Origin of the sequence: Rathayibacter tanaceti (assembly GCF_001634385.1) — a bacterium.
GTDB classification, from domain to species: domain Bacteria; phylum Actinomycetota; class Actinomycetes; order Actinomycetales; family Microbacteriaceae; genus Rathayibacter; species Rathayibacter tanaceti.
Genome location: NZ_LIIN01000026.1, coordinates 1 through 26,234 on the forward strand (window position 1 = coordinate 1; position 26,234 = coordinate 26,234).

Consider the following 26,234-nt stretch of genomic DNA (forward strand, 5'->3'; position numbering starts at 1 on the left):
TCGGCGAGGGCGCGTGGCGCGCGCGCACCGAGCGCGGCTACGAGGAGCTCCTCCGGCGCGAGCTGGGGCCGGCGTCGTGATCGCGCTGCTGCGCTCCTCCGTCGCACGCTTCTGCTGGCCGATCCTCGCCGCCGCGGTCGTCGCCGCGTTCACCGGAGTGAAGCCCGTCGGCGTCTGGGAGTGGTCCAGCGCGACGCAGGGGATCACCTCGTCGCTGGCGATCCTGGCTCCGATCGTGGTCGGGCTCGCGGTGCTCGACGCAACCCGGTGGTACTCGGCCGACGAGCGACGGCGGCTGAGGCAGGCCGCGATCGATCCGATGCTCCCCGTTGTGAGTCACGCTGCGGCCGGAGCAGCCTGGTGCCTGCTCGGGTACGCCGTCGGAGGCATCGTGGTCGCCGCGCTCTTCGTCGCGCACGACGGGCAGGGCAGTCCGGTGTGGTCGTGGCTCGCGGCCTCGGCGTCCGCGCTGCTGCTCGCGTGGAGCGCGGGTCATCTCGTCGGCGTGCTCGCGCGCGGCCGCTGGATCGTCGCTCCGCTCGCCGCACTGGGCACCTACTTCGGATTCATCCCGGCGACGCAGCTGCCGCAGGGCGGATGGCGGTGGCTCTCGCACCTGTACGTCCTGACCGGCGATCAGACCGACGTCTTCTCCGGCTACCGGGAGAGCACACTCCTCGGCGAGATGCTCTGGTACTCGGGCGCGGCCGTCGTCGCACTGGGCGTCGCCGCCCTCGTGCTCGGCCAGCGCAGACGGAGAGCAGTCGCCCTGACGGTCGTCGCCGCCGTGGTCGCGGGTCTCGGTGTCGGCGGAATCGCCCAGGGGCGGGGTGTGATCCTCGAGGGCGAGTCCGGAGTCGACCTGACCTGTGCGAGCGGACGGGTCGAGGTGTGTGTCGCGGCTCCGTACGCCGCAGGCCTCGGCCCGCTCGTCGAGGCCTTCGACGCCCTCGAAGGGAGGGTTGCGGGGACCGCGCTGGACGTCGCCACGGTTCATCAGGGATACGGAGGTGGGGCATCCACGGACGGCGAGATCTACCTGCACGACCTCGCGCCGGGATACGCGGAGCGGGCGGTGAGGATGTACGTGTCGACGCGCCTGGGCGCACTACCGTGCCGCGGTGACTCCGGGGCCGTGCTGCCCCTGATCGCGCAGTGGCTCGCGGGCGGCGATGTGCAGCGCTACGAGCACGCCTCGCCTGGTCTGGTCGCGGGCTCGGCGCGCTTCGCCGGTCTCAGCGAGGGGGAACGGATCGCGTGGTTCTCCCGCCACGCCGATGCGCTGCTTGCCTGCACCGTCACCCTCGCTGATCTGTGATGCAGGACCTGCTTGTGGCTCTGCGCCTCCGGCGCTTCCGCGTGTTCGTCGGAGTGCTGGCGGCGACGATCGCCGGTGGGCTGCTGGTCGGCTCGGCCGCCGTGCAGCCGCGGAGTGGAGTCCCGTTCCAATACCCGCTCGCGATGGCGGTTCCCGCGGCGATCGGCACCGCCCTGATCGCCCTCTCCCGCTCCGCTCTGGCGCGGTGGGAGCGGACCGCCTCCCGCCCGATGCGCGCGCTGAATCTGGCGGTCACGGCACTCGAACTCGCCCTCGCGCTCGTCGCGCTCCTCCCGCTCGCCCTCGTCACCGGTCCGGAGCAGGGCTACGTCTCTGCCGCCCGCAACCTCCTCGGCTTCACCGGCCTTGCGGCGATCGGTTCCGCTCTCGGTGGGCCGCGCTCCAGTTGGCTGCTCCCGCTACTGGTGCTCGCGATCCCGCCGTTCTTCTTCCCGAGCGCCGAGGCGGACTCCCTCGGGCTCGTCACGTTCTATGCCCAGCCCGACTCCGCGGCGAACGCCCTCGTCTCGTGCGTGCTCCTCGGCGGGCTCGGCCTCGCGCTGACCGCCGTCCGTCGTCGGAGGTGACGCGCGACGTCTCCAGTCGCGCCGTCGATTCGTCGCGCGGTCCGTGCGAGCGGGACGAAGGGTCCTCCCTGACGGATCGACCGTCGGGCGCCCTGACGGCGCCGCCCGCGCGTTGCTCATCGCTGCGACCGCCCGGCCACGGCGAAGGGGCGCGACCGAGCATTCGAAGGGGTGGGCGCCGGGCTCAGACCCCGGGGAGTGCCCTGTCGCGGGCGTCACCGTCGTGCGTCGACGAGGTCCGGCACGAGCAGCCCTGCGGCGGCGCGGAGTTCCTCGACGCGGTCGAGCTGCTCCCAGGTGAATCCGGGGAGCTCGCGGCCGAAGTGGCCGTAGGTCGCGGTCTGCGCGTAGATCGGTCGGAGCAGGTCGAGGTCGCGGATGATCGCGGCCGGACGCAGGTCGAACACCTGGCGGATCGCGGCTTCGATCGCGGTGTCGTCGACGTGCCCGGTGCCGAAGGTCTCGACGTACAGGCCCACGGGCTTCGCGCGGCCGATCGCGTACGCGACCTGGACCTCGAGGCGGTCGGCGAGACCCGCGGCGACCGCGTTCTTCGCGACCCAGCGCAGGGCGTAGGCGGCGGAGCGGTCGACCTTCGACGGGTCCTTGCCGCTGAACGCGCCGCCGCCGTGCCGGGAGGCGCCTCCGTAGGTGTCGACGATGACCTTGCGGCCGGTCAGCCCGGCGTCGCCCTGGGGGCCGCCGATCTCGAAGCGGCCGGTCGGGTTGACGATGATGTCGACGTGCGACGAGTCGAGATCGACGAGGTCGAGCACCGGGCGGATCACGTGCTCGGTGACTGCCGCGGTGAGCTCGGCGAGCGTGATGCTCGGCGCGTGCTGGGTCGAGAGGACGACGGTCTCGACGGTCCTCGGCACGACTCCGTCGTAGCCGATGGTCACCTGGGTCTTGCCGTCAGGGCGCAGGAACGGCAGCTCGCCGGACTTCCGGACCGCGGCCAAGCGCTCGGCGAGGCGGTGCGCCACCCAGATCGCGACGGGCATGTACTCGGGCGTCTCGTTCGTCGCGAATCCGAACATGATGCCCTGGTCGCCCGCACCCTGGCGGTCGAGCGGATCGACTCCCGCGCCGGAGCGCGCGTCGAGGGACTCGTCCACCCCCTGGGCGATGTCCGGCGACTGCGCGCCGATCGACACCTCGACACCGCAGGTGCGCCCGTCGAAGGAGACCTCGGACGAGGTGTAGCCGATCCCGGTGATCACGTCGCGCACGAGCGCCGGGATCTCCACGTAGCCGGAGGTCGTGACCTCGCCGGCGACGTGCACGAGGCCGGTCGTCACCATCGTCTCGACCGCCACCCTGGCGTGCGGGTCGACGGCGAGCAGCGCGTCGAGGATGCTGTCCGAGATCTGGTCGCAGATCTTGTCGGGATGCCCCTCCGTCACTGATTCGGAGGTGAACAGGCGCAGGCTGGTGCTCTCGGTCATGGTTCCCTTTCTCGGAGTGCGGTCGTGTTCCGGGGCCGGAACGACAGGGCGAGGCTGAACGCGACTCCGATCACCGCGAGCAGCGACCAGCCGGCCGACGGGCCCGCCAGCGTCGACGACGACACGATGAGCACCGGGAGTGCGGCGGCGGTGATGCCCCACGACGAGCCGATGATCCCGATCGCTGCGGCGTGGAGTCGGGGCGGCGTCCGCGCGAGGACGGTCGGAGCCATCCCGGCGGTGAGCAGCAGCTCCGCGATCGTCCAGCCGAGCCCGAGGACCACCCAGCTGTCGGTGGCCGCCACGGTGATCGAGGTCGCGGTGGCCGCGGCGAAGCCCCAGACGAGGTAGCTCGTGGATCTCGCGTCGCGGACGACCCGTACGACGAACGGCTGGAGGACGAGGATGAGGACGCCGTTCAGCAGGGCGGCGAGGACGAACGAGTCGGGGTGTCGCGTGACGAGCGCGAAGGTCATGCCCAGGCCCTGCATGATCGCCGTCGCGGCGAGGCCGATTCCGAGCGCGAACGCGAGGTCCTGCACGCCTCCGATGCCGAGTATCCGCCGGCCCGCGAGCGGCGGCACGGTGGGACGCCCGAGCGTCAGGACGACCGGTGCCGTCGCGATGAGGACGACGCCTTCCACGGTGAACAGCACGCCGTACTGCTGGTTCGAGGCGGAGACGAGCCCGGCGATGCCCGTGGCCACCGCGGCTCCGAGGTTGGCGGCCCAGGCGATCATCGACTGGGTCCTCGTCTGCAGGCCGTCCGCCGACGCGAACGTGATCAGCGTCCCGAGGAGGGAGCGCGCGAGGCTCGAGGTCGCCCCGACGACGAACATCAGGCCGGCGATGACCGCGACAGGGCCGCCGAAGGTCAGCGGGACGAGGAGCATGACGACGCCGTTCACCGCCATCGCCAGCGTGAGGATCGGTCTGAGCGTCCGCGACGTGACGAGGAAGCCGGCGAGGCCCGGGAGGATCATCGCCCCGACGCCGAACGCGGTCAGCACCATCGCGGTCTCCGAGGCGGAGTAGGCGTCCCGCAGCCAGACGACGGCGACGATCGAGCTGAAGCCGCCGGCCCGCACGAGCACCAGCAGGGCGAGTGCGCGGACGAAGCGCGCGGTCACGCGGGCACGTCCGATCCCGAGACCCAGGCCGTGAAGCGGCCGAGCCGCTCGCCCGCGTCCGCAGGCAGAGCGTCGAGGAGTCGGGGGTCCGCCCGCGCAGCGAGGACGCTCCGGGTGATCCTCGCGATGTCCAGCGACGCGAGGTCCGCCTCGCAGCGCCGACGGAAGCCCTGCGGATCCGGATGCGGCACGGCCCGTCGATCCCTGCCGAGCTCGCGGCGGTGCAGCACGGGCGCGTCCCGGAGCGCCAGGTCGGCGTCGTGGCGGGTGAGCCCGAGCCGGGCCAGCCACCAGCGGATCGCGGCCGGTCCGTGCGTCTGGAGCAGCTGCGACACCGACGAGCCGTTCCGCCCGGCCGACTGCGGGCTGGCTCCGTCGACCCGGACGTGATGGTGCACGTACAGGCGGTCTGCGGCCGGAACTCCGAGCGCCGTGCAGAGGAGGGGGACGACCACCGTGTGCAGGTTCACCAGCCCCTTCCCGCACACCTGGGTGCGTCTCGCCGCCGCGGCCCAGTTCCTTCCGGGGCGGGGAAGGAGGTAGCACCCCGCCGCGACGAGGCCCGAGTGGATCACCTGGCTCGGGTCCCCCGGGACCGCCACGCCGACATCACCGGTCCGGGAGGCGGGCCGCGAGACGCTCATCAGTGCCGGGACGGGCGCTGATCCCGCTGCCGCCGGGGCGGCCGGCCCGACGACGACCACGGACTCCCGCCAGCGCGCGAGCGCGTCGAGGAAAGGCGCCGTGCGGAGGAACCAGTTGTCCTCACTGCGCTGCGGGAGGTCCGAGCGGCCGCAGGCCGGGCATCCTGCCGGCTCGACCGGTGCGTCGACGTACGACTCGCAGTGTTCGCACCACGCGCCCGTGAACGTGCCCGTCTCGAGGGCGTCCTGGGCGCGCAGCTGCTCCCAAAGCTCCTGCATCCAGCGGTGGGACTCCGGCGAGTCGGTCGAGCTCACGTCGACCGGCTCACCGGCGACCGCCGTCGTGGTCGCGGCGAAGCGCTCGAGGCCGCTCTCGACACCGGCGCGGACGCTCGGGATGTTCGTGTCGTCGCGTGTCGCGCTGACGACCGTCTCCGCGCCTTCGAGCGCGCGGATCGCTCCCGCGACGACGAGGTCGACGGCGAAGCCCACGTGGTCGAACGAGTGCGCCGACGCCGAGGGCACCGTCACCAGGTGCGTGCGCCCCATCAGTACATCGCGTTGCCGATGTAGTTCGGCAGCGCCTTCAGGCGACTCTCGAGCTCGTCCAGGTCCGCGGGGTACTCCTCGCGGTAGCGCTGGGTGATCCGGTCCACGTCGAACCACGTGCGCGGCTTGCCCTCGGGCGAGTACCGGTCGGCGATCTCGTCGTACAGCGGGGTGCCGGGCCGGAGGAAGAGCTGGTTGAGACCGAAGTAGCCGGGGATCGTCGCGGCCCAGTCGACGATCTCGCCGGAGACGCAGGTGGGATCGCCGGGCAGGCCGATCAGGACGAACGCGAACGGCGTGATGCCCGCCCCGTCGAGCTTCTCGATCGCGGCCTGGATCTTCTCGGCCGGGATCCGCTTGCCGACTCCGGTCTGACTGACCGCAGGGGACTCCGCTCCCAACCACATCCCCCGGCAGCCGGCGTCCGCCCAGGTCGACACGTCGGTCCGCAGGACGACCTCGGTGCGGGTCTGCCCCGACCAGGTGATCCCTGTGCCGGGGAGTTCCTCGCACAGCTCCCGGTAGAAGCTCTTGTGCAGTCCGAACACGTAATCGAGGAAGAACATCTCGGACACGCCCCGGTCCCTCTGCTGTTGGATCGACGAGAGCGTGGTCGACACGGGTTCCGCCCTCATCGTGGTGCCGAAGGGCAGATGGCAGAACGAGCAGCCGTAGGTGCACCCGCGGACGCCGAGTACGATCCCGCAGGTGTTGCGCTGGACCCGGCCCTCCGCGAAGGTCTCTGCGGTGTACTGGCTCGCGTCGATCAGGTCGTAGTCGGGCACGGGGAGGGCCTCCGAGTCGATCGGCGGGAACACTCCGACCGCGGGGAGGACGCCCGTCAGAGGGACGCGCCCGGACTCGAGGAAGGCCACCGCCCCGACCGCCGCGGCGTCCGCCTCGCCCCGAGCGACGTAGTCCACCGCGATGTCCTCGAGCGTCGGAGCGGGGAGCTGCGTTCCGTGCGGTCCGACGGCGATCACTGTGGCGGCCGGCCACCGCCCGCGGAGCGAGGACACCGCGGAGCGGATGGGTCCCAGATCAAGCGGGTAGCACTGCGCCCGGTCGGCGATCGCCGTGATGACGACGACGTAGCGGGGCTCGTCTCCGCTCGGCGGCTCGGTGGCGACGCGCTGGTCCCAGATGCGTGCCTCGTGCCCGTTGCTCTGGAGGAGAGACGCGGCGAGCAGCGCGTCGAGCGGATGTTGCAGGAAGTCGCGGGAGAACTCGTCTTCCACGATGACGAACAGGACGGAGGCCATGTCAGCCCCTTTCTCTCGGGAGATTCTGGAGTGAGGAGATCGTTGAGACGGTGGAGATCGCGGCGTCGTCGAGGGCCGGGGGAGGGTCGTCGTCGAGGGCTGAGAAGAAGGCCGCCAGCTGCCGTCGATAGGGCGCGAGCCAGTCCGCGGACCCCGCCTCCTCCGGTCGTGACGGCAGGTACAGCCCCGCGTCGGGGACCGTCTCAGGATCCGGTCGCGCATCCACCACCACCGAGCCGCCCTCGACGACGACGGTGCCCGTCGAGCCGTTGAAGCACACGCGCGGCATCCGCCCGGGGAAGGCTCCGGAGGTGAAGGAGGCGGTGGTGACGCAGCCGGACCGGTGCACGAGGCAGGCCGTCGTGCTCGACCGGTACCTGTCGAGCACGACCGTCTCGCAGAACGCGATGCGCTCGACGGGACCGAGGCACCAGATCGCCAGGTCGAGTTCGTGATGGGCCAGGTTCCAGAGCTGGTCCTCGACGCGAGCCGGGTCGTCGGCGAAGTAGCGGTCCGACCGCCAGAGGGGTATCTCGACGGTGGCGGAGGACACCCGACCGAGCGAGCCCTCGCCGATCAGGCGATGGACCGCCTCCCAGGCCGGGGCCCAGCGGTGCTGGCTCACGACCTGGAGGCCGAGCCCGGCGCGCCGCGCGACCGCGCGGAGGTGCTCGGCGCCCGAGGCGGTCAGGGTGACGGGCTTCTCCACGAGGACGTGCTTGCCGTGCTCGAGCGCGCTGAGCGCGATCGACTCGTGCGTCCGGGTCGGAGTGGTGATCACGACGGCGTCGATCCTCGGGTCGGCGATCACCTGCTCGGGGCTCATCTGCTCGGGGAGCGCTTGCTCGGGGAGCGCGGTCCGCGACCGGGGTGCCTCACCGGTCCTCGGTCGCCTGGTCCCGACCGTGACGGCGCCGACCAGCCGGGTGAGCTCAGGTTCCGTCGTCAGCATCCGTGCCACCTGCCGGCCCATCGCGCCGTGCCCGATGACGCCGATGTTCCTAGGACGCGGCATGGGTCACCACCCGGGGCGCTGTCCAGGTGCGCAGCCGCAGCAGCATCTCGGTGTGCTCGATCACGTCCAGCTCTCTCCGCACGTCGCGGGGCTGCCTCGCGGTCAGCCGCGTGATCGCGCGGCTCATCGACGTCCGCAACGGGTCGTCGACGATCGTGGTCACACGGCGCCCGCCCGCGCGCGGCTCAGTCACCAGAAGGCACTTGCGGGTGGCGGCGAGGGAGGCGTCCGCTGCCCCGGACGGCGTCAGCCAGAGCGAGTGCTCAGCGCCCGATGCGGTCGTGGAGCGGACCAGGCGGTAGTTCGACGGATCGCCGCCGCCGCACTGGAACAGGCGCGAGGAGCCGCCCGCGATCCCACTGTGCAGGATCAGGCGTCGACCGTCGTGACACGTCGTCTCCCAGCGCGCCTCGAGGAGGTAGCCCCCGTCGTCGACGAAGTCCACTCGCGATCTGTCCGGGTCGAAGGTCTGGAGGTCGTCGGCGGAGACACCGAGACTCCGGGCTATCGCGTACAGGTGGGGCCATTCGTAGCCGAGCACGCCGGCGATCGGATCCCGGAAGCGCCCCCGTGCTTCGTCCAGCGTCCGGTCCTTCACGAAGCTCACGACGAGATCCGCCCGAGGGTCGGCCGCCCGCGCCAGGGCGAGCACGGCCGCGCTGTCCTGGTATTGCGACACGACCTCGATGCACGCGAGGGGGTGGCGGTCGAGGAGCTCGCGGAACGACTCGAGCTGGGGCGACGTGCAGGCGGGCTTCTCCAGGAGGACCGCAGCGCACGGGTCGCGTCGGAGGATGGACGCGAGGGCCGGGAGGTGCGCGGCGGTCGGTGTCGCCACGATCCAGAGGTCCGGGTCGGGGAAGGCGTCGTGGACGTTCCGATGCACGGGGACGGGCATCGCTCGCACCGGAGCGGTGTCGACGACGACGACGCGGTGGCCGGCCTCGACGAGCATCGCGACGCGGAGAGCGCCGATCCGCCCGCCGCCGACGACGGCGATGGCCAGGGTCATCGCGCGGAGGAGAAGTAGAGGTCGTAGTAACGGGTGTACACGCCGGAGTCCCGGATCCAGTCGTTCACGGTCTGCAGCGCGAGCGAGGGCGCGGCGCCCGCCTCCGCGCCGTCCACCAGTGCCGCGAGGCGACTGAGGACGATGAAGGTCGCTGCCCGATAGAGGTCGTAGCCGCCGTTCGGGATCCCCTCGAACTGGTAGAGATTGAACGAACGGCCGTCACCGAGCACGGTCGCCGGCCCGAACCCCTCGACTCCGGTGACCGCCGACAGGTCGGCCGTGGCGAACGCGGTCAGGTAGCAGTCCGCCGGCAGCTGCTCGAGGGTGGAGCGCTCCGCGATCCGTTCGCCGGTGCTCGACACCAGCAGCTTCGGCCGCGTGCGGATCGCCTCGTCGAGGTCCGGGGTGGTCTCGAAGCCGTTCTCAGCGGCGGAGATGAGCTGGAGATGGTCGGTGTCGACGACGACGACGCGGCACCCGAGCGACCGGAGCGAGCTCGCCAGTCGGGCCCCGAGCGTCCCGTACCCGACGCTGACGACCCGCATCCCGATCAGCTTCTCCCCGCGGAGCGCTTCGCGGAGGCGCCGCATGCACGAGTCGGCGATCTCGTTGTATCCGATCCGCTGCTTGACGTCCGAGCGGGCCATGTTGGCGACCGGGAGCCGTCGCTGAGCCGGCTGCTCGCGAGGCGTTTCAGCCCGCTCACCGTGAGCTCGATCGCGGCGTCCGGGCGCTCCCGGAGGACGGGATCACCTGCGGCGTCGGTGAGGGCGAGCAGGCCGCCGTCGTCGATGATGATCACTTTCTGCCGCCGGTCGTGCCCCTCGCGGGTGAAGCGGTCGACGAAGCGAGCGGTCTCCTCCGCTCGAGCCGCTTCTGCCGCACTGGTCGTGTGGTTCACCGCCGCGTTGTCGAGCCGCCTCACCTCCACGCCGAGGGACTGGAGGGTCATGGCGACGCGCTCGCGGTTCAGCGTCGCGTCGCCTTTGTCGAGGACGACGATGTCGGCCGCCGGGACGCCTGCCCCCAGGAGCGCCGAGATGAAGCCCAGTGAGTTCTCGACCAGATGGTCGCGGAAGATCACCCGCAGTCGATCCGTCGGCATCGCGAAGGCTGCTGCCGCCCAGCTGAGGACCGGCATCGCGCTCAGCACTTGTCGCTGCTCTTCGCTCGCGAAGCATCCGTCCAGCTGCTCCAGCATCGCTGCCATCCCGGCGCCGAGATCGAAGTCGCTCGATCTGATCAGCGCCGTGAAGACCCGTGCAGTGGGGGTAGCGGGCTGCAGTGCGCGGGGGGTTGGAGAACCGAACACGACGGTCAGTTCGACGAGATGCCCGTGAGAACTCGTCCATGTCGTGAGGAGGGCGTCCGCATCATGGCGGATATCGAGGGAGTCCTGCTGTCGGACCAGTCCGGCACTCCGTGCATGAGCGTCTATGGCGGCACAGACTCGGTCGCGAGTCGCCGCTCCGGTGATCGCGAAGACAGGCACGGCGCGAGTGCCGTCGTCGAGGGCGCTGGTGGAGGTTTCTGTTGAGGTGACCACGAGCAGAACCGTAGAGAAGAACCGATGTCGGGTGAATGTATCTGTCTGATTACTCAGGCAACTACAAGCCTTTGATCCGGCTTCTGTGTTCTGCCTGAGAAGGCAAGTCTTTGCAGTGAACAACGGGTGTCGAACAGTGTGTATCAATGGCACCCTTCGGCCCTTGGCACGAAATGCCGATGAATGACACCCCCTTTCTGCGGGGACTGCGCCCCCTTTCCGTGGGGGGCTCGCTTGCCTCGGAACGTGCGGCGGGGCGGGGGCGTCGACGCTCCTCCGTCGCTCCGATGACCGCGGTCGCGAGGGTATTTTCCCCGGCTGTCACGAAGGATCGAATGGCGTCTCGAGGACATCCTGAGGCCCGCCTCCGATCGAGAGAGCGCGACCACTCCGAGGAGAGCGCGACCGTTCTCACGCGGGCTCGAGCGGCGTCCTCCGGCGTGCGTCGTTCGGCCGACGTTCGCGAATGTCTGATCACCCGCTCATAGGCGTCGGGGATGACAGGAAGAAGGACTGCGGTGCCCGCCCACTATTCCTGGTGGCGGGTGTTCTCGCTGCGGTTTCTCCTACGATCAACAAGGCCTCTTCCTCCTGTGTGTCTAGGTGCTGCAAGTCGCTGTCGTGAATGCGGAAGAATGGCGCTGGCCGCGCCCTTCCAGAGGGGCTGCCGGTAGGCGGACCGTCTGCCACAGGACTCGACGAACGGCGCAGAAGGGCTGGTCGACAAGGTTTTCGCAACTGAAGGAGCGGCCGGCGCCACGCCCTTGCTGCGTCGTGGGCGGCGACGCCGACGAGTATCGCGATGTACGAAAAAGCCGCTTCTCGCGAGAGCCCGATAGGCGGCCCGGACCCCGTTCCGCGCGGCGCCGGCGGTGGTCCTTGTCTCCTGACACCGGATACGGTTCCGGTCGCGAGCGTCACAGCTCTGTCCCCGTTCTGAGACGGTCGTGTAACAGCGGGCTCCTCGGCCCGGGCTGGCTGGTGAAGTGACTGCCATGACCAACAACACCGTCCCCAACGTCCTCCGCCGCGGCTCGACCCGAGCGGCTCTCCTCGGTGCGGCAGCCCTCTCGCTCGTCGTCCTCGCTGGTTGCACCGGCACCGCCGCTCCCGGCTCCGCCTCCTCTTCCGCCTCCTCCTCCGATCACTCCGTCCTCTGGCTCGGCGACTCGACCGCCGTCTCGGAGGCGCCCGCCCTCAAGGCCGCCTTCGATGCGGCCGGCGTCTCCTTCGAGAGCGGCGCCGCCGATGGTGGCGGCGCGGTCGTCGACCCCGGCCCCCCGATGAGCGAGCTCGTCCAGGGTGTGTGGCCGACGCTGCAGAAGAGCATCGCGGAGTCGGGCGCCGACACCGTCATGTGGCAGGTCACGATGTACGACTGGGGCACGCCCGAGCAGCAGGTCGAGGGCATGCAGAAGCTCGCCGACGAGGTCGAGAAGGCCGGTGCCGACCTCGTGATCGTCTCGGCACCGCCGATCGGCGACGAGATGTACCTCGAGAACAGCGCCTCGACCGCCACCATCGGTTCCTCCGCCCAGTCGGTCGCCGATGCGAGCGGCGGCACGGTCGCCTACCTCGACGCCTCCGCCCTCTGGGGCACCGACCCCGCCGGAGACAAGGCGTTGCGCTCGGGCGACATGACCCACAACTGCCAGCAGGGCGCGGCGGCGTTCGCCAAGTGGTTGACCACCGAGTACGCGGCGCTCCCCAGCGGTGTCCCGGCGGCGCCCGTCGAGTCCTGGGGAACCGGTTCGTGGACCGCTGACCCGGAGTTCGCCAAGTGGGACTGCCCGGCGGCCGGCGCGTGATTCCGCTCGACTCGGCGACCCGGTCGGAGCGCGAAGCGCGGCCGACCGGGCGCGGCCGCTCCGCTTCGCGCTCGTCCGCCCCGCGCCTCGGCCAGCTTGACGGCCTTCGCGGCATCGCGGTCCTCGCCGTGCTCCTCTTCCACACCTCCCTCTTTCCCGGCGGTTTCCTCGGCGTCGACCTCTTCTTCACCCTCTCGGGCTTCGTCATCACGGCGGGGCTGCTGCGGGAGGCCGGGGCCACGCGGCGGATCGATCTGCTCGCCTTCCTCGGGCGACGTGCCCGGCGTCTGCTGCCCGCTCTGCTCGCGCTCCTGGGGCTGGTCCTGATCGCCACAGCGCTACTGGCCACCCCGGCCGTGCGGCACAATGCAATCGACGACCTGCCGTGGGCCCTGGCCCAGCTGGCGAACTGGCACTTCATCGGCGCGGGCATCAGCTACGGGCACATCACGGACGTGCACGTCTTCGCACACCTGTGGAGCATCGCGGTCGAGTGGCAGTTCTATCTGGTCTGGCCGGTCGTCATCGGAGTCCTGGCGCGCCGGGCGCGCGGGGAACGGCTTCTGACCGCTCTGATCATCGGGGCGACGATCGTCTCGGCGGCCCTGATGGCGGTGTACGCCGTCTCGGACACGACACGGGCCTACGAGGGCACGGACACTCGCGCCTCCGCTCTGCTGCTCGGTGCTCTCGCGGCGACGCCGCCCGTGCGCCGACTCGCTGAGTCGCTCCGTCACGGCTGGGCGTCCTTCGCCGCCGGAATGCTTGCGGTCGCGCTGCTCGCCCTCTGGCTGATCGCGGACGGCACCGACGCCCTCTGGCTGTACCGCGGCGGATTCCTTGCGCACTCGGTCGTGGCCGCCGCCTTCATCGCCGTGCTCGCTGCCCAGCCCCGCATCGGCGTCTCCCGCGCCATCGGGAGCGCCATTCCCCGCTGGCTGGGCGGGGTCTCCTACAGTGTCTACCTCTGGCACTGGCCCCTGGTCGTCCTCCTTCCCGCGATTCCGGGAGAGAGCGGCGTCTGGTGGCGCGCCGGCATCGTGATAGCGGGGTCGATCCTGCTCGGCTGGATGTCGACCCGGTTCCTCGAACGTCCGATCCAGTCGGGGGCCCGGTGGGCTCGCGGCCGGTCGGGAGCGATCGCGCTCGTGGGCGCAGGAGTGGTGATCATGCTGATCTGGCTGGCCGTGCCTCGTCCCGACCTCGGTGCGGGTACCGTCGATCTCGATTCGCTGTGACACCGCTCCGCCGTCTCGTCGCCGTCGCGGGTCTCGTCGCGCTCGTCGCGGGCGCCGTCTCCGGGTGCGCGGGCGACCAGCTTCGCCCGGCGGGTGCGCCGGCCACCGGCTTCCCCGCGTCCGAGTCGCCGGAGCGAACCGTTCCGGTCGTCCTCGTGTCCGCGAGCGGGCCCTGGGTGGTGTGGCGCGACGTGCCTGGCGGCGACCTGCTCCAGGCATCGGCGGAGGCGCTGCTCGCCGGGCCGACGGACGAGGAGCGGGCGCGCGGCATCACCTCGGCGCTGCCGCCCGGCTACTCACCGCTCGTCTTCACCGGGTCGGAGGGGCAGGTGGAGGTGAGCCTGCCCCTCGACTTCCGCCAGACCGCCGCCGACACCTCGCAGCAGATCGCCTGCACAGCCGCAGCGTCCCCGGGAGTTCCGGGTGGCCTGCCTCCGGCCGAGGTGGTCGTCGCGTTCACGGAGCCCTCCGCGCCCGAGGCGGAGCCACTCAGGGTCGTCTGCGACGACTCCTTCGTCGTGAGGATCGTCCTCTCCGACTCGCGCTGACGCTCCTCCCGACCTCTCGAGAACAGGACCCCCTATGAGCCGTGTGCTGCTCGTCGAAGACGACCCCGCGGTGCGCCGCGGCGTCACGATCGGCCTCGGTCGCCTCGGCCACGAGGTCGAGGCGGTGAGCGACGGCTGGGACGCCCTCGACTCCGTCGCGGAGGCACCCCCCGAGATCGTGGTGCTCGATCTGATGATCCCGGGCCTGAACGGTCTCGAGGTGTGCCGCCGCATCCGCTCGACGAGCACCCTGCCGGTCGTGATCTTCTCGGCGCGCGACCTCGACCTCGACATCGTGCTCGGCTTCGAGGCGGGCGCCGACGACTACTGCGTCAAGCCGGCCTCGGCCGAGGTGATCGACGCCCGGATCCGCGCGGTACTGCGCCGCGCCGCTCCCGCGCCAGGCGTCCTAAACGAGATTGAGGTTCACGGCGACCTCGAGATCGAGCGTCTATCGCTTCGAGTGCGCCGCGACGGAGAAGAAGTGTCGCTCACCCCGTCGGAGTTGCGGCTGCTGATGTTCCTCTCGGCAGCCCCGGAGCGCACCTTCAGCAGACAGGAGCTGCTCGAGCAGGTGTGGGAGCAGAGCTACTACGGCGAGGTGCGGCTCGTCGACGCTGCGTGACCCGTCTCCGCGCCAAGATCGAGGCCGATCCGCGCTCGCCGCGACATCTGCACACCGTCCGTGGATTCGGCTATCGGTTCTCTTCGTGAGACTCCGTCCGCTCTCGTCGCTGCGCTCACAGCTGGTGCTGGCGTTCGCGCTCGTCTCTCTGGCGTCGGCCGCCGCTGCCGCGGGGGTGACTATCGCCGGATCGCGCGACGTCGTCCTGCAGCAGGCTCAGGATTCGGCCGTCTCGGCGTTACGCACCGGCGTGGAGAGGCTCGCCCCCGACCTGCGGGTCGCACCGGATCAGCGCACGCTCGGGCTGCTGATCGCCCGGCTGGAGCAGGCGCCCGGCGTCGACGGACCGGTGGCCGCCTCCTTCGGAGGCCGGCTGCTCGGTGCCGAGGAGGTACCCGCCGCGGTCGTCGAGAAGGCGGGCTCGCCCGCCACGGCACTCGCCCAGCGTGTGCGCATCGACGGGCAGCCCTCCCTCTCGGTCGCCGTGCCCGTCCTCGCCGGCGGAGCCCCCTCGGGGCTCGTCGTCTACTCGCTGACACCGCTCTCACCCCAGGAGGCGGTGATCGGCGGCATCGTGACGGGTGCGGCCGCCGGAGCCGTCCCGATCGCGCTCGCGGCCGTCGCGGTCGCCCTGCTCATCGCCGGCGGCCTGGTCCGCCCGATCGAGCGCCTCCGCGCAGGGGTCGAGCAGGTGGCGACGGGCGAGCTCGGCACGCAGGTGATCGCCGCCGACCGCGGGGAGGTGGGGGAGCTGGCCCGCGCCTTCAACTCCATGTCGCGCGACCTCCGCGCCGAGCACGACCAGCTGCGCCTGCTGGAGGAGCGCGCCCGCCGTTTCACCGCCGACGTCTCGCACGAACTCCGCACTCCGCTCGCCGCGATGACAGCGGTCGCCGGGGCCCTGGCATCCGAGGCCCCCGGCCTCCCCGACGACACGGCGGAGGCGGCGCTGCTCGTCGCCCAGGAGACCGACAGCCTTGCCCGGCTGGTCGAGGACCTCATCGAGATCTCCCGCTTCGATGCGGGAACCGCCGAGCTGCGACTCGACGAGATCGAGCTCTCCGCACTTGTCGGCCGCACCCTCGCCCTGCGGCAGTGGACTGATCGCGTGGCGGTCGACGTGCCCAAGGAGCTACGCGTCGTGGTCGATCCTCGCCGCCTGGACGTCGTGCTCGCGAACCTCGTCGGCAACGCGGTGCGTCATGCGCCGGGAGCCGTTGTCAGCATCACGGCCCGCGTGGACCAGAATCGGCTGCGGCTCGTGGTCGCGGACGACGGCCCGGGGATCCCGCCCGAGCTCCGCCCCCGGGTCTTCGACCGCTTCGTCAAGGGAGATCCTGCGCGCGGTCGCAGCGAGGGCAGCGGCCTCGGTCTGTCGATCGCGCGCGAGAACGTGACGCTCCACGGCGGCACTCTCGCCGTCGAGGCCGGCGCAGGCACGGTGTTCGCGATTGAGCTGCCGCTCCGGCCGCTCTGACGCGGGCCGCGCTCGCACACCTCGTCGGGGCCTCCTGCGAGTGCTCGTGAGCCGAGGGCCCGGCAGCCGTCGGAGCGCGTGTCGCGCCCACTCGTGCGCCATCCCTTCTCGCCAGTACTCAGCCCCAGGCGACCTCGAGATCGACGACGAAAGTCACCCCGAACCGGTCGCGCAGCATGCCGTAGAACGGTGACCACGCCGACGGGCCCAACGGGACGACCACCGTCGACCCCTCGACGAGCGCCTCCCAGTAGTGGCGGATCTCATCGGCGTCGGTGCCGCGCACCGAGACGAAGACCGGGATGGTGCCGGGATCGTGTGCCGTGTGTCGGGGCACGTCGTAGGCCATCACGCGGAACCCGGACTCTGAGGCGAGCTGGCCCCAGAGCAGCTGGTCCGCCTCCTCGGGTGCGGTGACGGCGTGCGCGTCGGCGTAGCTCACGGCATCGAGGCGGCCGCCGAAGACCGATCGGTAGAATTCCAGCGCCTCGCGGGCCTGGCCGCGGAAGTGAGGTGGGTCGTGGTGGTGATGCTCATGGTGTGCTCCTCGCCGTCGTCCGGGTCGTTCGCCCGGGTGCACCGACCCTCCCAGGAGAGAAGGACGCGTTTCGTCCTCTTCTCGACCTAGCCTCGGGGGCATGCCCACGACGACCGAACGCCTGCTCCTGCTGCTCTCGCTGCTGCAGGCCCGGCGCGACTGGCCGGGACCGCTGCTCGCCGAGCGGCTCGCGATCGCGCCGCGGACCGTCCGGCGCGACGTCGACCGCCTCCGCTCGATGGGCTATCGGATCGGCACGACGAAGGGACCCGGCGGCGGCTACCGGCTCGAGGCCGGCAACGAGCTGCCGCCGCTGTTGTTCGACGACGAGCAGGTGCTGGCGCTCGCCACCGCTCTGCGCGCTCCCGTCCCGGGGCTCGAGGAGGCGTCGGCCCGGGCCCTCGCGACCGTGCGGCAGGTGCTCCCCGCGCGGCTGTGACCCCGCGTCGACGCTCTGCGGTTCACCGCGGTCGCGGCGCCGAACCCGGGCGTGCCTCCGGAGCGCCTGGTTGCGGTCGCCGCAGCCGTACGCGCGCAACAGGTGCTGCGCCTCGAGCATTCGGACGTGCTGCGACGCGTCGAACCGCACCACCTGGTCGCGCGTCAGGGCCGGTGGTACCTGATCGGCTGGGATCTCGACCGCGACGACTGGAGGGTGTTCCGCGTCGACCGGCTGACGCCGCGCAGCCCGCTCGGAGCCCGGTTCCGGCGCCGTCCGCTGCCCGGAGGCGGTGTCGCCGGATTTCTGGAGTCGCGGCTCCGGGGCGGTGAGGCCGGCGACGGCTGGTCGTGCCGCGGCTCCGTGCTGCTGCGGACGCCGATCGCCCGGGTGCTGCCCTACGCGGGCGACGGCGAGGTCGAGGACCTCGGCGACGCGGGCTGCCGCCTCACCCTCGGCGCGTGGTCGTGGGAGGCGCTCGCCGCGTCGTTCGGGCGGTTCGGGGCCCCGATGGGTGGGGCGGAGCCAGCCGAGCTGGTCGCCGCCTTCGCTGTGCTCGCCGAGCGGTACGCGGCGGCCGGGGCCTGACACGAGGTCGCCGAGCGGAGTGGCGACTCGTCATCGGAGGGGCGTCGCTGCGTGTCGCGGTGCCCGGTCAGCGACCAGTCGCGTGCGAGGCGCCGCAACGGAAGGGGTTGCCGTCCTTCGGCGCGAGGACTTGGCTGGAGGGAGCAGAGAGAGGTGTCACCATGACGCAGACCTTCCCCGCCTGGTTGCGGGATCAGCAGAAGAGGGACGACGAGGTCGGCCTGTTCGCGCAGGACTTCGGCGGCCGTGACGACCTGCCGGAGCACGGCGGCCGGGCGATCTACGACGGCTACTTCGCGAGCGAGTCCGAGTCGGCGCAGGCCGATCTCGATCGTGCCTGGATGGAGTTCGAGGCGCATCCCGAGCCGTCCGCCGCATCCGACGAGCCGGAGGGACTCCGATGAGCGACCAGACCCCGAGCCCCGTCGAGGACCCGGACGACCAGGCCGACAAGCCATCGCAGGCCGAGGGCGAGGACGAGCGCGACACTCCGCACGAGGTCCTGCCCGCCGAGGGCAAGCCCTCCCCGGCCGAGGGCTGAGCCGACGCGATCCGGTGGAGGGGCGCATCCGCTGTGGGTGCGCCCCTCCGGTGCGTCAGCCCGTCACCAAGGTGCCACCGAGGTCCGCGGAAACGGAATAAATGTCGGAGAAGAGCACCGCCCAGCCGCAATCGACCGCCGGATGGTTCGTCGTCCCGCAGTCGGCGACGCCTCCTGCTGCCTGCAGTATTCCCACGGCACCGAATCCATCGGCCCACGGGACTATGACCGGCCCGCCACTGTCTCCGCTCACTCCAAGAACATTCTTATTCACTTGCTCAGCGCGCATCGTGTAGAAGTCGCCCTCTTCGTCCGATGTCATCAGGTAACGAACATCGACGATTTTTCCGTCGCAATGAACTCCCGAGTTTCCTCCATCGGTGCAGACAAGATCTCCGACTCCGACCTTCTGCATACCTCGGACGGGAACGATGTCAGAGCTTCCCGGGCCGCCATCGAAAGTCCAGCCGATCCCGGTGCTCGCCAATGTCGCCGTCCCGGTGACATTGCCGCGGATGTCCCTGTCGCCGTACGAAGACGAATCCGCGTTGTATGCCCGCCAGGAGCCGCCCGCGACAGCCGGTCTGCAATGGCGGGCGGTCGTCGGCCTGTCGACGTCATTGATCCGCAGAGTGAACCCCGACGAGCACACCGACGATGCGGAAGGATCGAGTAGGAAGCTCCGCATGAAGCCGCCAGCCGAGAAGGCAGATACATCCGTCGTTCGTGAAGGCCGCGCGTCGATCGGTGCGAAGCGCGGCGAGATGCGGACATCGACGGGAAGAGACCCCGCTTCTTTCACGAGCTCCTGCGCGGCCTCGACAATGCCCTTCGTTGCGAGCGCGTCGTCTGTGGGTCCTTTTGTCGCGCTGAGAGAACCCTCCGCGACGAGAGAGGGGCGGTCGAACGCGACGGTCGAGACGCCTGAAAGTTCGAAGCCGATCGACGAGAGCGTCGCCCGCATCGCAGCGATCTTCCTCGCCTGCTCGTCGACCTCCTTCCAGCTGAACGGGTAGTCGACGAAAGCGACCGGAAGATCGGCGTCGCGGGCGGCAGCGCGAACTTCTTCCTTGCGCGCGGTCTCGCTCCCGTGCCACAGGATCTTCAGCCCGCCGGTGGTGTCGTCAACCCCCGAGATCAGGTAGCCAGCATCCGTGACGCCAGGGATGCTCTCAATGCGTTCGAGTAGGCGTCCTCGCGCTCGGTCCGCTTCGATGCGGTCCGCACCGCGCGCATCGATGTAGCTCTGGGTGACGTCGCTGTATGCCCAGCTGTCAGGGATCGCTTTGGTGGCGTCGGGCGGCGTCCTCTGCTCCTCCCCACTTGCGGATGCCACGGAAGACGTGGTGAGCAAGAGGGCGGTGATCGTCGTGACCAGAACTGTCCTCTTCATGTTCTCCTCATATTTCTTCGGGGCGTGAGCGCTGGCTGCGCCAGGAGCAGGGCGGCCCCGATCTGCATCACGGCCGACCACAGGGGTTGATCGGTGATGTAGTCGTGGCCGAGCAGTAGCGGCCCCGCTCGAGCGAGGAGCGAGGTCGTGCCGAGGGTCTGTATCAGGGCGAGGAAAGCGAGGGCGCGGCGGGCTCCCGCGGGAAGGCCGTGGATCGCCGCGACAGTCGCACCCCAGGCGATGACGGGCGATGCGAAGAGCATCACGAGGAAAAGGAACCTGACGTCCCCGAGAGGCGTGGCGTCGGGCTGCGGCCGCGAAGCCGCGAGGATGAACTGTGCTGCGCCGGCGAGGATCACGACGCACCGGCTGGCAGACAAGCGACGCTTCGCTCGGAGGCCGAGCGCTAGCACGACGTAGGCCGCAAAGGCGAGCGCAGCTGTGATCAAAGGTTCGGGCAGGAAGGGCCGTGAGAAGCCGTCGACCGAATGCAGCTGCCGCAACACCGGCGTCGTCAGGGCAATCGCAATGTTCCCGAGCCCGGCTCCGAGGAGGAGGCCCGACGAAGCGACCAGCGCGCGTTCCGATCTCAGCAGGACGGATCCCCCCTGGCCTTCGCTGCGAATTCTCGACACAGCTCTCTGTCTACAAGAAAAGAGAGAATATATCAAGTAAGTACCTGGAAGGCCCCTGGCGCACCCGGCGCAGAGAGCGGCGCTCGCCTCCGCGGTGTCAGCGCTCAAGGATCGCGAGCAGCGTCGGCGCTGTTCGGGTAGCGGGAGAGCACACTATCCCGATCACGGCGGGCCGGAGCGCGACCCGGGAGATAGAGTGCTCGCCCGCTCGCTCAGGCCTGCGCTCGCAGCTCGGGCGCAGGTGCCATTTCGGCACGGTGTCGGCAAATTCAAGCGATGGGGACTGCTGAGGGTTTCGTTGACTCGTCTTTTATGCCACGCGTGCGGCGGTTTCGATCATCTCGAACTCGATCGGGGTCAGGTGTCAGGGGGAGCGTTGGTGGCGGTGGCGGTGGCGGTGGCGGTGGTGGTAGGTTCCCTCGATCCAGGTGACGATCGCGAGGCGCAGATCCTGCGGGGTCTTCCAGCATTGCCGGCCGCGGACGTTCTTCAGCAGCAGCGCGAAGAATGACTCCATGGCCGCGTTGTCACCCCACGCATCCACTTCACCCCTCGATCCTTTCACGCCAGCGGCTTTGATCTCGGCAACGAATTTCCGGGAGCGAAATTGAGGCCCGCGATCGGAGTGAATCACGGCCCCGACGGGCTCGCGTCGACTGATGGCATTGCGCAATGCGCTTACGGTGAGGGACGCTTTCGTCCGGGAATCGATCCTCCCCTCGGCAGTGCTGTGCTCCATGACGTCTCTCAGCCAGACCTGGTCGGGACCGGACGCGGCGAACACCCGACGGACTCGATCATCATGAAGTGAAGCACGTTTTTCAGGATGCTTTCCCGACCGGCTTCGCTCGTGGCTACTTCTTGGGGTCAACAAGGCGACCAGGTGCGTCGCCCACGCAATACCCGCCGATGGATTCGCTGCAGCACTCGACGCTGCGAAGGTGTGGCCCCTGCAGTGGTAGCGTGCTGAGATGCGTTCGAGGCCCGCGATCCTTGAGGCTTATGCAAAACCCGCTATGAGGCGATAGATCCGGGCGTGTTATTCGCGAATAACACCTACCGGTCAGCTCTACTAGAGGAGTACTTCTCAAGGAACTTCTCACAAAGGAATCGACCGGTGCGCAGACAGACTACTACGGGAATGACGTCCGAGCACTATGCCCTCCTCGTCGAACGAATCGAGAACGAGTTCGTGTGGCGTCGGCGTACCGGACGCCCGCGGAAGCTCTCGCTCTCGAGGGCGATCCGGATCACGCTTCTCTACTTTCGCCACAACGTTACCGCACAACTGATCGCCGAGCTCGCCGGCGTACACCAATCGACCATCCCGCACGATCGCGGAAGTCGAAGCGATGCTCAACGTCGTCACTGATGACGAACAGGCCGACGTCGCGGCGGCCCTCGGCGGGACAGCGGCCGTCATCGACGGCACCCTCCTCCCGTGCTGGTCCTGGGCGGACGCACCCGAGCTGTACTCCGGGAAGCACAAGACCACAGGACACAACTGCCAAGTCCTTGCCGACCTGTCAGGCCGGCTCCTCTCCCTGTCAGCCCCCATCTCAGGCAAGCACCACGACACGCACGCACTCCGCGAAACCGGACTGGCCACCATCATCGATTTCTTCAACACCCTCGCCGACCGGCGATATCAAGGCACGGGCCTCGTCACTCCGATCACAAGAAGGTCAAGACAAGAACACTTACCCGACTACGCCAAACGACACAACATGTTCGTGAACACTCACCGATACGTCACCGAAAGAAACAATCGCAGATATCAAGACCTGGCGCATCCTCCACACCGACTAAAGGCGCCCGCTACGCACATTCCAGAACGCATTCTCAGCCATCCGCCGACTCATCTTCTTCATCCAGAACAACACGAGTTTCGCATAAGCCTCAGTGGCGGGAGAATGCCCAGCCTTCGGTGAAGGGTGCGGTGGAAGCGTTCGATTTTCCCGTTCGTTTGCGGCCGGTAGGGGCGGGTCTTCTTCGGGGTGATGTGGAGCTCTTGGCAGGCGTCGCGCCAGGCGTGGGATGTGTAGGCGGAGCCGTTGTCGGAGAGGGCCTGGTGGACGGTGATGCCGCGGTCGGCGAACCATGCGGTGGCGCGGCGGAGTACGCCGATCGCGGTGAGGGCTGTCTCGTCGTCGTGGATCTCGGCGTAGGCGACGCGGGAGTGGTCATCGATGACGGTGTGCAGGAACGCGTTCCCGATCAGGGGTTCGTGACGGAGGTTGCGGTTCCCGGTCCGGTTCGCGGTCGCCGCGCGATGCCGTTCGCCTTGCTGCCGGCCCACGAAGCGCCAGCCTCCGCCGTCGGGGATGCAGCCGAGCTTCTTCACGTCCACGTGGATCAGTGCTCCCGGGGAGTCGTGTTCGTAGCGTCGGACGGGCTCCCCGGTGCGGATATCGATGGGGGACAGCCGGTTCAGGTGGCAGTGCACGAGGACCGCGTGAACGGTCGACGCGGGAAGATCGAGGATCCCGGCGATCTGGACCGGTCCGAGGCGCTTCTTCCACCGCAGATGCACGATCTTCTTCACCACCGCCTGCGGCGTTCTCGTGGGCGAGCGGTGCGGACGCGAGGACCGGTCCTGCATGCCGGCGGGGCCCATCTCGGCGAAGCGTTTCGCCCACCGGTTCGCGGTCGGCCAGGACACGTGGAAGAACGCCGCTGCCGCGGCGATCGTCCAGCCGTCCTCGACGACGAGCCTGCCGATGCGTTCGCGATGCCGGGGCGTCACAGCGGCGTTAGCGTGAGACACGACGACCTCCTGATGTGAGTCGAAGCGGTAGCAGCTCCACTCTCAACCGGGAGGTCCTCACCCCATCTGAACGACTAGAGCGAGTCGTCGCACCACAACAAACCTCCCTGGGCAGAACACCTAGCGCGGGCGTCTCGAGTGATCGGGGCCGCCGAAAGCCCCAGCCACGAGGCGGGTAGGCTTGGTCGCTTGGGAGGGGACGCCTTGGACGAAGTCTTGGATGTTGACGAGTCGGATGCAGCACTTTGGCGCGAAGCGCTCGCCGGGACGGAACGTGCGTTTGCCGTGATCTTCGGTCGCCATCGTGCCCGCGTCTACCGCAAGGCCTACGCGCGGGTGCGCAACGTGCATGACGCCGAGGATGTCGTGGCGATGGTCTTCATGGAGGCGTGGCGCCTTCGAGCGAAGGTGCGGATCGTCGACGGTTCGCTGCTCCCATGGCTCCTTGCAGTGACGACCAACGTGACCCTAAACAACGATCGTGCTGCGCGGCGCTACCGCCGCTTGCTCGCCAAGGTGCCTGAGGCTCCGCCGTCCGATCCTATGCCCGATGTCGAAGAACGACTCGACCTGCAAGAACGCGCCAACCAGCTCACTCAAGCGATCCGTCGTCTGAGCCAGTCCGAGCGCGTGGTCGTCGACCTGTGTCTCGTCGAGAAAATCTCAATGTCTGCGGTCGCGGAAGTGCTGGATGTCCCGATTGGGACCGTCAAGTCGCGCTTGTTCACCGCACGGCGAAGACTCCGAACTTATTTGAGTGATCAGGACATACCAGTCCTGATGATAGACGAGCCGCTGACGGTAGAGGCTACAAATGGGAGCCGATGAGGCTGAGCGGCGAGCTCATCGGCAAGGAACAGATAACCGAACGGCGGATCATCGCGGTGCGCATCGAACGCGGCGTTGGTCAGGGGCGCGTCGTCCCAGTCGCGGTCGGAGAAGGGTCGCTTCTTCCAGGCGTAGAACGCTTGTTTCGTGAAGCCCCGTACCCGGCAGGCCGCCGCGACGGCGATACCGTCGGCGGCAAGGTCCAGGACCAGCGGGAACATCATTGTGGGCCGACCTCGCGGGAAGCGAGGTCCGAGGTCGACAGAGTGTTTGGAGACGACCTCGCCTTCCTGATACGCGCTCTATTCTATTCTCCGGTCGGGCCGAACATAAGCAACGACTTCGCTCATGGGCTCTTCACCTCGTCGCCGGAGGTTTCGAGGCTCATCGCGATGCGGGGTGTAGTCGGGGTCTTGATCCGCCGGTTTCGGGCGGGCTGCGGGCGAGGTAGTTAGTCAGGTTGCGGAAGCGCAGGGCGGAGCCGCGGAGGTGTTCGAGGCGGCCGTTGATCGCTTCGGTCGGCCCGCTGCTCGTGGCGGTGCGGTCGAAGTAGGCCAGGACATGGGCGGCGTGGATCTTACTCGTTCGCCGGAGGGTGATCAGTTCCGTGTGGCCTCGTGGGACCCCGCTGCTGTTGGGCGTGATCAGGGCGTGCATCGCGGTCTTGCCTCTCGCGCGGTCAGGGGTTGCGGTGGGCGGCGATCATGCGTGGGTAGATGCCCCAAGGTCGCCTCGACTTCGACATGCTCGTCGGCTGCGAACACGGCTTCCAAGCAGGCGCGCGGCTTGTCGGTGAGCAGATTCGTGCCGGTGTGCAGGGTGCGGCGGGCCGAGTAGATCGGGTCACCGGAACGGCCGCGATGCCCCATCGTCTGCACCACGGTGCGCTCCCGTGTGGTCGTGATCGCCTCCGGAGAGCGTGTCAGATGGTGTGTGTTAGGACGGGGCGTCCTGACGGAAGGGATCAGACTGTTGGCTATCGGTAGGGTGTCGCGTGAAGCGCGGCGGAAGGCTTAGGAGGCGGGCGCTGCGCGTCTGATCAAGTGGGGCGTGATGGATGACCTGTTCGCGAAGATCGACGTGGGCGAGATCGAGTTGGAGGGTGCGGGAGGGCTGATCCAGCAGCTAATCAAGTCGGGGCTGGAGCGCGGGCTGCAGGGGGAGCTGACCGAGCACGTCGGATACGAGAAGGGTGACCCGGAGGCGGCGTTCCACGAGAACCCCCGAAACGGGTTGTTCCCGAAGACGGTGGCTACGAACGTCGGTGATGTGGAGTTGCGGATCCCGCGGGACCGCAGAGGCACGTTCACGCCCCGGCTGGTTCCGACGGGCAGCCGGTTTTTGTCGCAGCTGGACGAGATGATCGTGTCGCTCTATGCGGGCGGGATGACCGTCCGTGATATCGAGCATCACCTCGCCGCGACGGTGGGCACGGAGTTCTCGCGCGAGACGATCTCGAAGATCGTCGATGAGGTCCTCGCCTGGCAGCACCGGCCTGTGGAGGCGTTCTCTCCGGTGATCTACCTCGACGCTCTGATCGTGAAGGTCCGCGACGGCGGGCACGTGCGCGACAAGGCCGCGCACCTCCCGGTCGGCGTCGACATGGACGGCATCAAGCACGTCCTCGGGATCTGGGTCCAGCAGAGCGAGGGCGCGAAGTTCTGGGCATCGGTCTGCGCGGAACTCGCGAACCGCGGCGTCCACGACGTGCTCATCGTCTGCTGCGACGGACTGACCGGGTTCCCCGAAGCGATCGAGGCGACCTGGCCGGACTCGATGGTCCAGACCTGCGTCGTGCACCTGATCCGCAATGCCATGCGGTTCGTCACCTACGGGCAGCGCAAAGCCGTCGCCGCCGCGCTGAAGCCGGTCTATCAAGCGCCGACCGCGGACGCCGCCAGGACCGCGCTGGACGCGTTCACGGCGTCGGAGCTGGGGCGCGCGAACCCGCACGCGGCAGCAGTGTTCGAGAGCGCGTGGGAGCGGTTCACGCCGTTCCTCGCGTTCCCGCCCGAGGTCCGCCGGGTGATCTATACGACCAACGCGATCGAGTCGTTGAACTTCCAGCTCCGCAAAGTCACGAAGAACCGCAGCCACTTCCCGGGCGACGCGGCCGTGATCACACTGCTCTGGCTCGCGATCTGCGACATCGAAGACAAGCGAGCCCGCGACCGAGGACGCCCCGCCGCCGAACGTCGAGCCGAGGAACGCCTCGTCGAAGGGCAAGGCGTCACGAACCGGCGAAAAGCCTCGAGCAGCTCTCCATCGCATTCCCCGAACGAATCCACCGCTACCTCT

General features: G+C 69.3%; 24 protein-coding genes and 6 pseudogenes. 15 read left to right on the forward strand and 15 right to left on the reverse strand.

Annotated features, from left to right (window positions below):
- The first annotated feature begins 76 nt into the window (after positions 1-76).
- Together ACH61_RS05010 and ACH61_RS05015 are read left to right on the forward strand one after the other, a co-directional pair.
- Positions 77-1,318 carry a hypothetical protein gene (locus ACH61_RS05010; protein ID WP_068209346.1) on the forward strand — a complete coding sequence of 414 codons (1,242 nt, stop codon included), beginning with the start codon at positions 77-79 and terminating at the stop codon, positions 1,316-1,318.
- Between the two features lie 14 nt (positions 1,319-1,332).
- A complete protein-coding gene (locus ACH61_RS05015; RefSeq protein ID WP_068209349.1) occupies positions 1,333-1,905 on the forward strand; it encodes a hypothetical protein in 573 nt (190 codons plus the stop codon).
- Positions 1,906-2,120: 215 nt separating this feature from the next.
- On the opposite strand, the gene metK is transcribed toward ACH61_RS05015, so the two are convergent.
- The 8 genes from metK to ACH61_RS16750 are packed head-to-tail and all read right to left on the reverse strand — an operon-like array spanning position 2,121 to position 10,511.
- On the reverse strand, positions 2,121-3,353 hold the full coding sequence (gene metK, locus ACH61_RS05020; RefSeq protein ID WP_068209351.1) for a methionine adenosyltransferase: 1,233 nt from the start codon (positions 3,351-3,353) through the stop codon (positions 2,121-2,123).
- Complete coding sequence (locus ACH61_RS05025) at positions 3,350-4,483, reverse strand: MFS transporter (protein ID WP_068209354.1); 1,134 nt, start codon at positions 4,481-4,483, stop codon at positions 3,350-3,352. The genes metK and ACH61_RS05025 overlap by 4 nt, the downstream gene beginning before the upstream one ends.
- A complete protein-coding gene (locus ACH61_RS05030) occupies positions 4,480-5,676 on the reverse strand; it encodes a class I tRNA ligase family protein (RefSeq protein ID WP_068209357.1) in 1,197 nt (398 codons plus the stop codon). The genes ACH61_RS05025 and ACH61_RS05030 overlap by 4 nt, the downstream gene beginning before the upstream one ends.
- Positions 5,676-6,938 carry a B12-binding domain-containing radical SAM protein gene (locus ACH61_RS05035; protein WP_068209359.1) on the reverse strand — a complete coding sequence of 421 codons (1,263 nt, stop codon included), beginning with the start codon at positions 6,936-6,938 and terminating at the stop codon, positions 5,676-5,678. Before ACH61_RS05035 ends, ACH61_RS05030 begins: the two co-directional genes overlap by 1 nt.
- A 1-nt stretch (position 6,939) precedes the next feature.
- Positions 6,940-7,953, reverse strand: coding sequence for a Gfo/Idh/MocA family protein (locus ACH61_RS05040; RefSeq protein WP_068209362.1), 1,014 nt, complete (start codon positions 7,951-7,953; stop codon positions 6,940-6,942).
- A complete protein-coding gene (locus ACH61_RS05045; protein ID WP_236713549.1) occupies positions 7,940-8,965 on the reverse strand; it encodes a Gfo/Idh/MocA family oxidoreductase in 1,026 nt (341 codons plus the stop codon). Before ACH61_RS05045 ends, ACH61_RS05040 begins: the two co-directional genes overlap by 14 nt.
- Positions 8,962-9,612, reverse strand: coding sequence for a Rossmann-fold NAD(P)-binding domain-containing protein (locus tag ACH61_RS16745; protein WP_153038798.1), 651 nt, complete (start codon positions 9,610-9,612; stop codon positions 8,962-8,964). The genes ACH61_RS05045 and ACH61_RS16745 overlap by 4 nt, the downstream gene beginning before the upstream one ends.
- A complete protein-coding gene (locus ACH61_RS16750; RefSeq protein ID WP_153038799.1) occupies positions 9,516-10,511 on the reverse strand; it encodes a hypothetical protein in 996 nt (331 codons plus the stop codon). Before ACH61_RS16750 ends, ACH61_RS16745 begins: the two co-directional genes overlap by 97 nt.
- A gap of 995 nt (positions 10,512-11,506) precedes the next feature.
- On the opposite strand from ACH61_RS16750, the gene ACH61_RS05055 reads away from it, so the two are divergent.
- The 5 genes and pseudogenes from ACH61_RS05055 (at position 11,507) to ACH61_RS17260 (ending at position 16,207) form a co-directional block, all read left to right on the forward strand.
- On the forward strand, positions 11,507-12,319 hold the full coding sequence (locus ACH61_RS05055; RefSeq protein WP_068209365.1) for a hypothetical protein: 813 nt from the start codon (positions 11,507-11,509) through the stop codon (positions 12,317-12,319).
- A complete protein-coding gene (locus ACH61_RS05060) occupies positions 12,316-13,557 on the forward strand; it encodes an acyltransferase family protein (protein ID WP_199220883.1) in 1,242 nt (413 codons plus the stop codon). Before ACH61_RS05055 ends, ACH61_RS05060 begins: the two co-directional genes overlap by 4 nt.
- Complete coding sequence (locus ACH61_RS05065; RefSeq protein WP_068209368.1) at positions 13,554-14,105, forward strand: GerMN domain-containing protein; 552 nt, start codon at positions 13,554-13,556, stop codon at positions 14,103-14,105. Before ACH61_RS05060 ends, ACH61_RS05065 begins: the two co-directional genes overlap by 4 nt.
- 34 nt (positions 14,106-14,139) lie before the next feature.
- Positions 14,140-14,819, forward strand: a pseudogene (locus ACH61_RS05070) (winged helix-turn-helix domain-containing protein).
- Entirely contained in the window at positions 14,816-16,207 is a 1,392-nt protein-coding gene (locus tag ACH61_RS17260) for a sensor histidine kinase (protein ID WP_068209372.1), read from the forward strand. Before ACH61_RS05070 ends, ACH61_RS17260 begins: the two are co-directional and overlap by 4 nt.
- Positions 16,208-16,325: 118 nt before the next feature.
- On the opposite strand, the gene ACH61_RS05080 is transcribed toward ACH61_RS17260, so the two are convergent.
- Positions 16,326-16,847 carry a VOC family protein gene (locus ACH61_RS05080; protein WP_201787580.1) on the reverse strand — a complete coding sequence of 174 codons (522 nt, stop codon included), beginning with the start codon at positions 16,845-16,847 and terminating at the stop codon, positions 16,326-16,328.
- On the opposite strand from ACH61_RS05080, the gene ACH61_RS18980 reads away from it, so the two are divergent.
- From ACH61_RS18980 to ACH61_RS17265, 4 genes are all read left to right on the forward strand, one after another.
- Positions 16,846-17,184: a helix-turn-helix transcriptional regulator gene (locus ACH61_RS18980; protein ID WP_330220131.1), complete on the forward strand. Its 339-nt coding sequence runs from the start codon at positions 16,846-16,848 to the stop codon at positions 17,182-17,184. The two genes, ACH61_RS05080 and ACH61_RS18980, sit on opposite strands and share 2 nt — an antisense overlap.
- A gap of 51 nt (positions 17,185-17,235) precedes the next feature.
- Positions 17,236-17,772, forward strand: a complete 537-nt coding sequence (locus ACH61_RS18985; protein WP_330220132.1) for a helix-turn-helix transcriptional regulator — start codon at positions 17,236-17,238, stop codon at positions 17,770-17,772.
- 161 nt (positions 17,773-17,933) lie between these two features.
- Entirely contained in the window at positions 17,934-18,176 is a 243-nt protein-coding gene (locus ACH61_RS05090) for a hypothetical protein (protein ID WP_068209375.1), read from the forward strand.
- On the forward strand, positions 18,173-18,313 hold the full coding sequence (locus ACH61_RS17265) for a hypothetical protein (protein WP_158286124.1): 141 nt from the start codon (positions 18,173-18,175) through the stop codon (positions 18,311-18,313). Before ACH61_RS05090 ends, ACH61_RS17265 begins: the two co-directional genes overlap by 4 nt.
- A gap of 55 nt (positions 18,314-18,368) precedes the next feature.
- Here ACH61_RS17265 and ACH61_RS05095 read toward each other — a convergent pair whose 3' ends face one another.
- The 3 genes from ACH61_RS05095 to ACH61_RS16120 form a co-directional block, all read right to left on the reverse strand.
- Positions 18,369-19,706, reverse strand: a complete 1,338-nt coding sequence (locus ACH61_RS05095) for a chymotrypsin family serine protease (RefSeq protein WP_068209378.1) — start codon at positions 19,704-19,706, stop codon at positions 18,369-18,371.
- Positions 19,703-19,972: a hypothetical protein gene (locus ACH61_RS16765; protein WP_132505405.1), complete on the reverse strand. Its 270-nt coding sequence runs from the start codon at positions 19,970-19,972 to the stop codon at positions 19,703-19,705. The genes ACH61_RS05095 and ACH61_RS16765 overlap by 4 nt, the downstream gene beginning before the upstream one ends.
- A gap of 733 nt (positions 19,973-20,705) precedes the next feature.
- Positions 20,706-21,125 (reverse strand): DDE-type integrase/transposase/recombinase, encoded by a 420-nt coding sequence (locus ACH61_RS16120; protein ID WP_082845033.1) that lies wholly within the window; start codon positions 21,123-21,125, stop codon positions 20,706-20,708.
- Positions 21,126-21,693: 568 nt separating this feature from the next.
- Here ACH61_RS16120 and ACH61_RS18210 point away from each other — a divergent pair.
- Positions 21,694-22,110: pseudogene (locus tag ACH61_RS18210) on the forward strand (transposase family protein); the annotation flags it as partial.
- 136 nt (positions 22,111-22,246) lie between these two features.
- Here the strand turns inward: ACH61_RS18210 and ACH61_RS05115 are convergent.
- A pseudogene (locus ACH61_RS05115) lies at positions 22,247-23,108 on the reverse strand (IS481 family transposase); the annotation flags it as partial.
- Positions 23,109-23,312: 204 nt separating this feature from the next.
- Between ACH61_RS05115 and ACH61_RS16130 the strand changes: the two are divergent.
- Positions 23,313-23,936, forward strand: a complete 624-nt coding sequence (locus ACH61_RS16130) for an RNA polymerase sigma factor (protein WP_158286123.1) — start codon at positions 23,313-23,315, stop codon at positions 23,934-23,936.
- Positions 23,937-23,947: 11 nt separating this feature from the next.
- Here the strand turns inward: ACH61_RS16130 and ACH61_RS18215 are convergent.
- Positions 23,948-24,160, reverse strand: a pseudogene (locus ACH61_RS18215) (IS3 family transposase); the annotation flags it as partial.
- Between ACH61_RS18215 and ACH61_RS18820 the strand changes: the two are divergent.
- Positions 24,077-24,391, forward strand: a complete 315-nt coding sequence (locus ACH61_RS18820; RefSeq protein ID WP_269085055.1) for a DUF4209 domain-containing protein — start codon at positions 24,077-24,079, stop codon at positions 24,389-24,391. The pseudogene ACH61_RS18215 and the gene ACH61_RS18820 sit on opposite strands and share 84 nt — an antisense overlap.
- Here the strand turns inward: ACH61_RS18820 and ACH61_RS18225 are convergent.
- A pseudogene (locus ACH61_RS18225) lies at positions 24,321-24,805 on the reverse strand (transposase); the annotation flags it as partial. The gene ACH61_RS18820 and the pseudogene ACH61_RS18225 overlap by 71 nt on opposite strands.
- Before the next feature lie 184 nt (positions 24,806-24,989).
- Between ACH61_RS18225 and ACH61_RS05125 the strand changes: the two are divergent.
- A pseudogene (locus ACH61_RS05125) lies at positions 24,990-26,234 on the forward strand (IS256 family transposase); the annotation flags it as partial.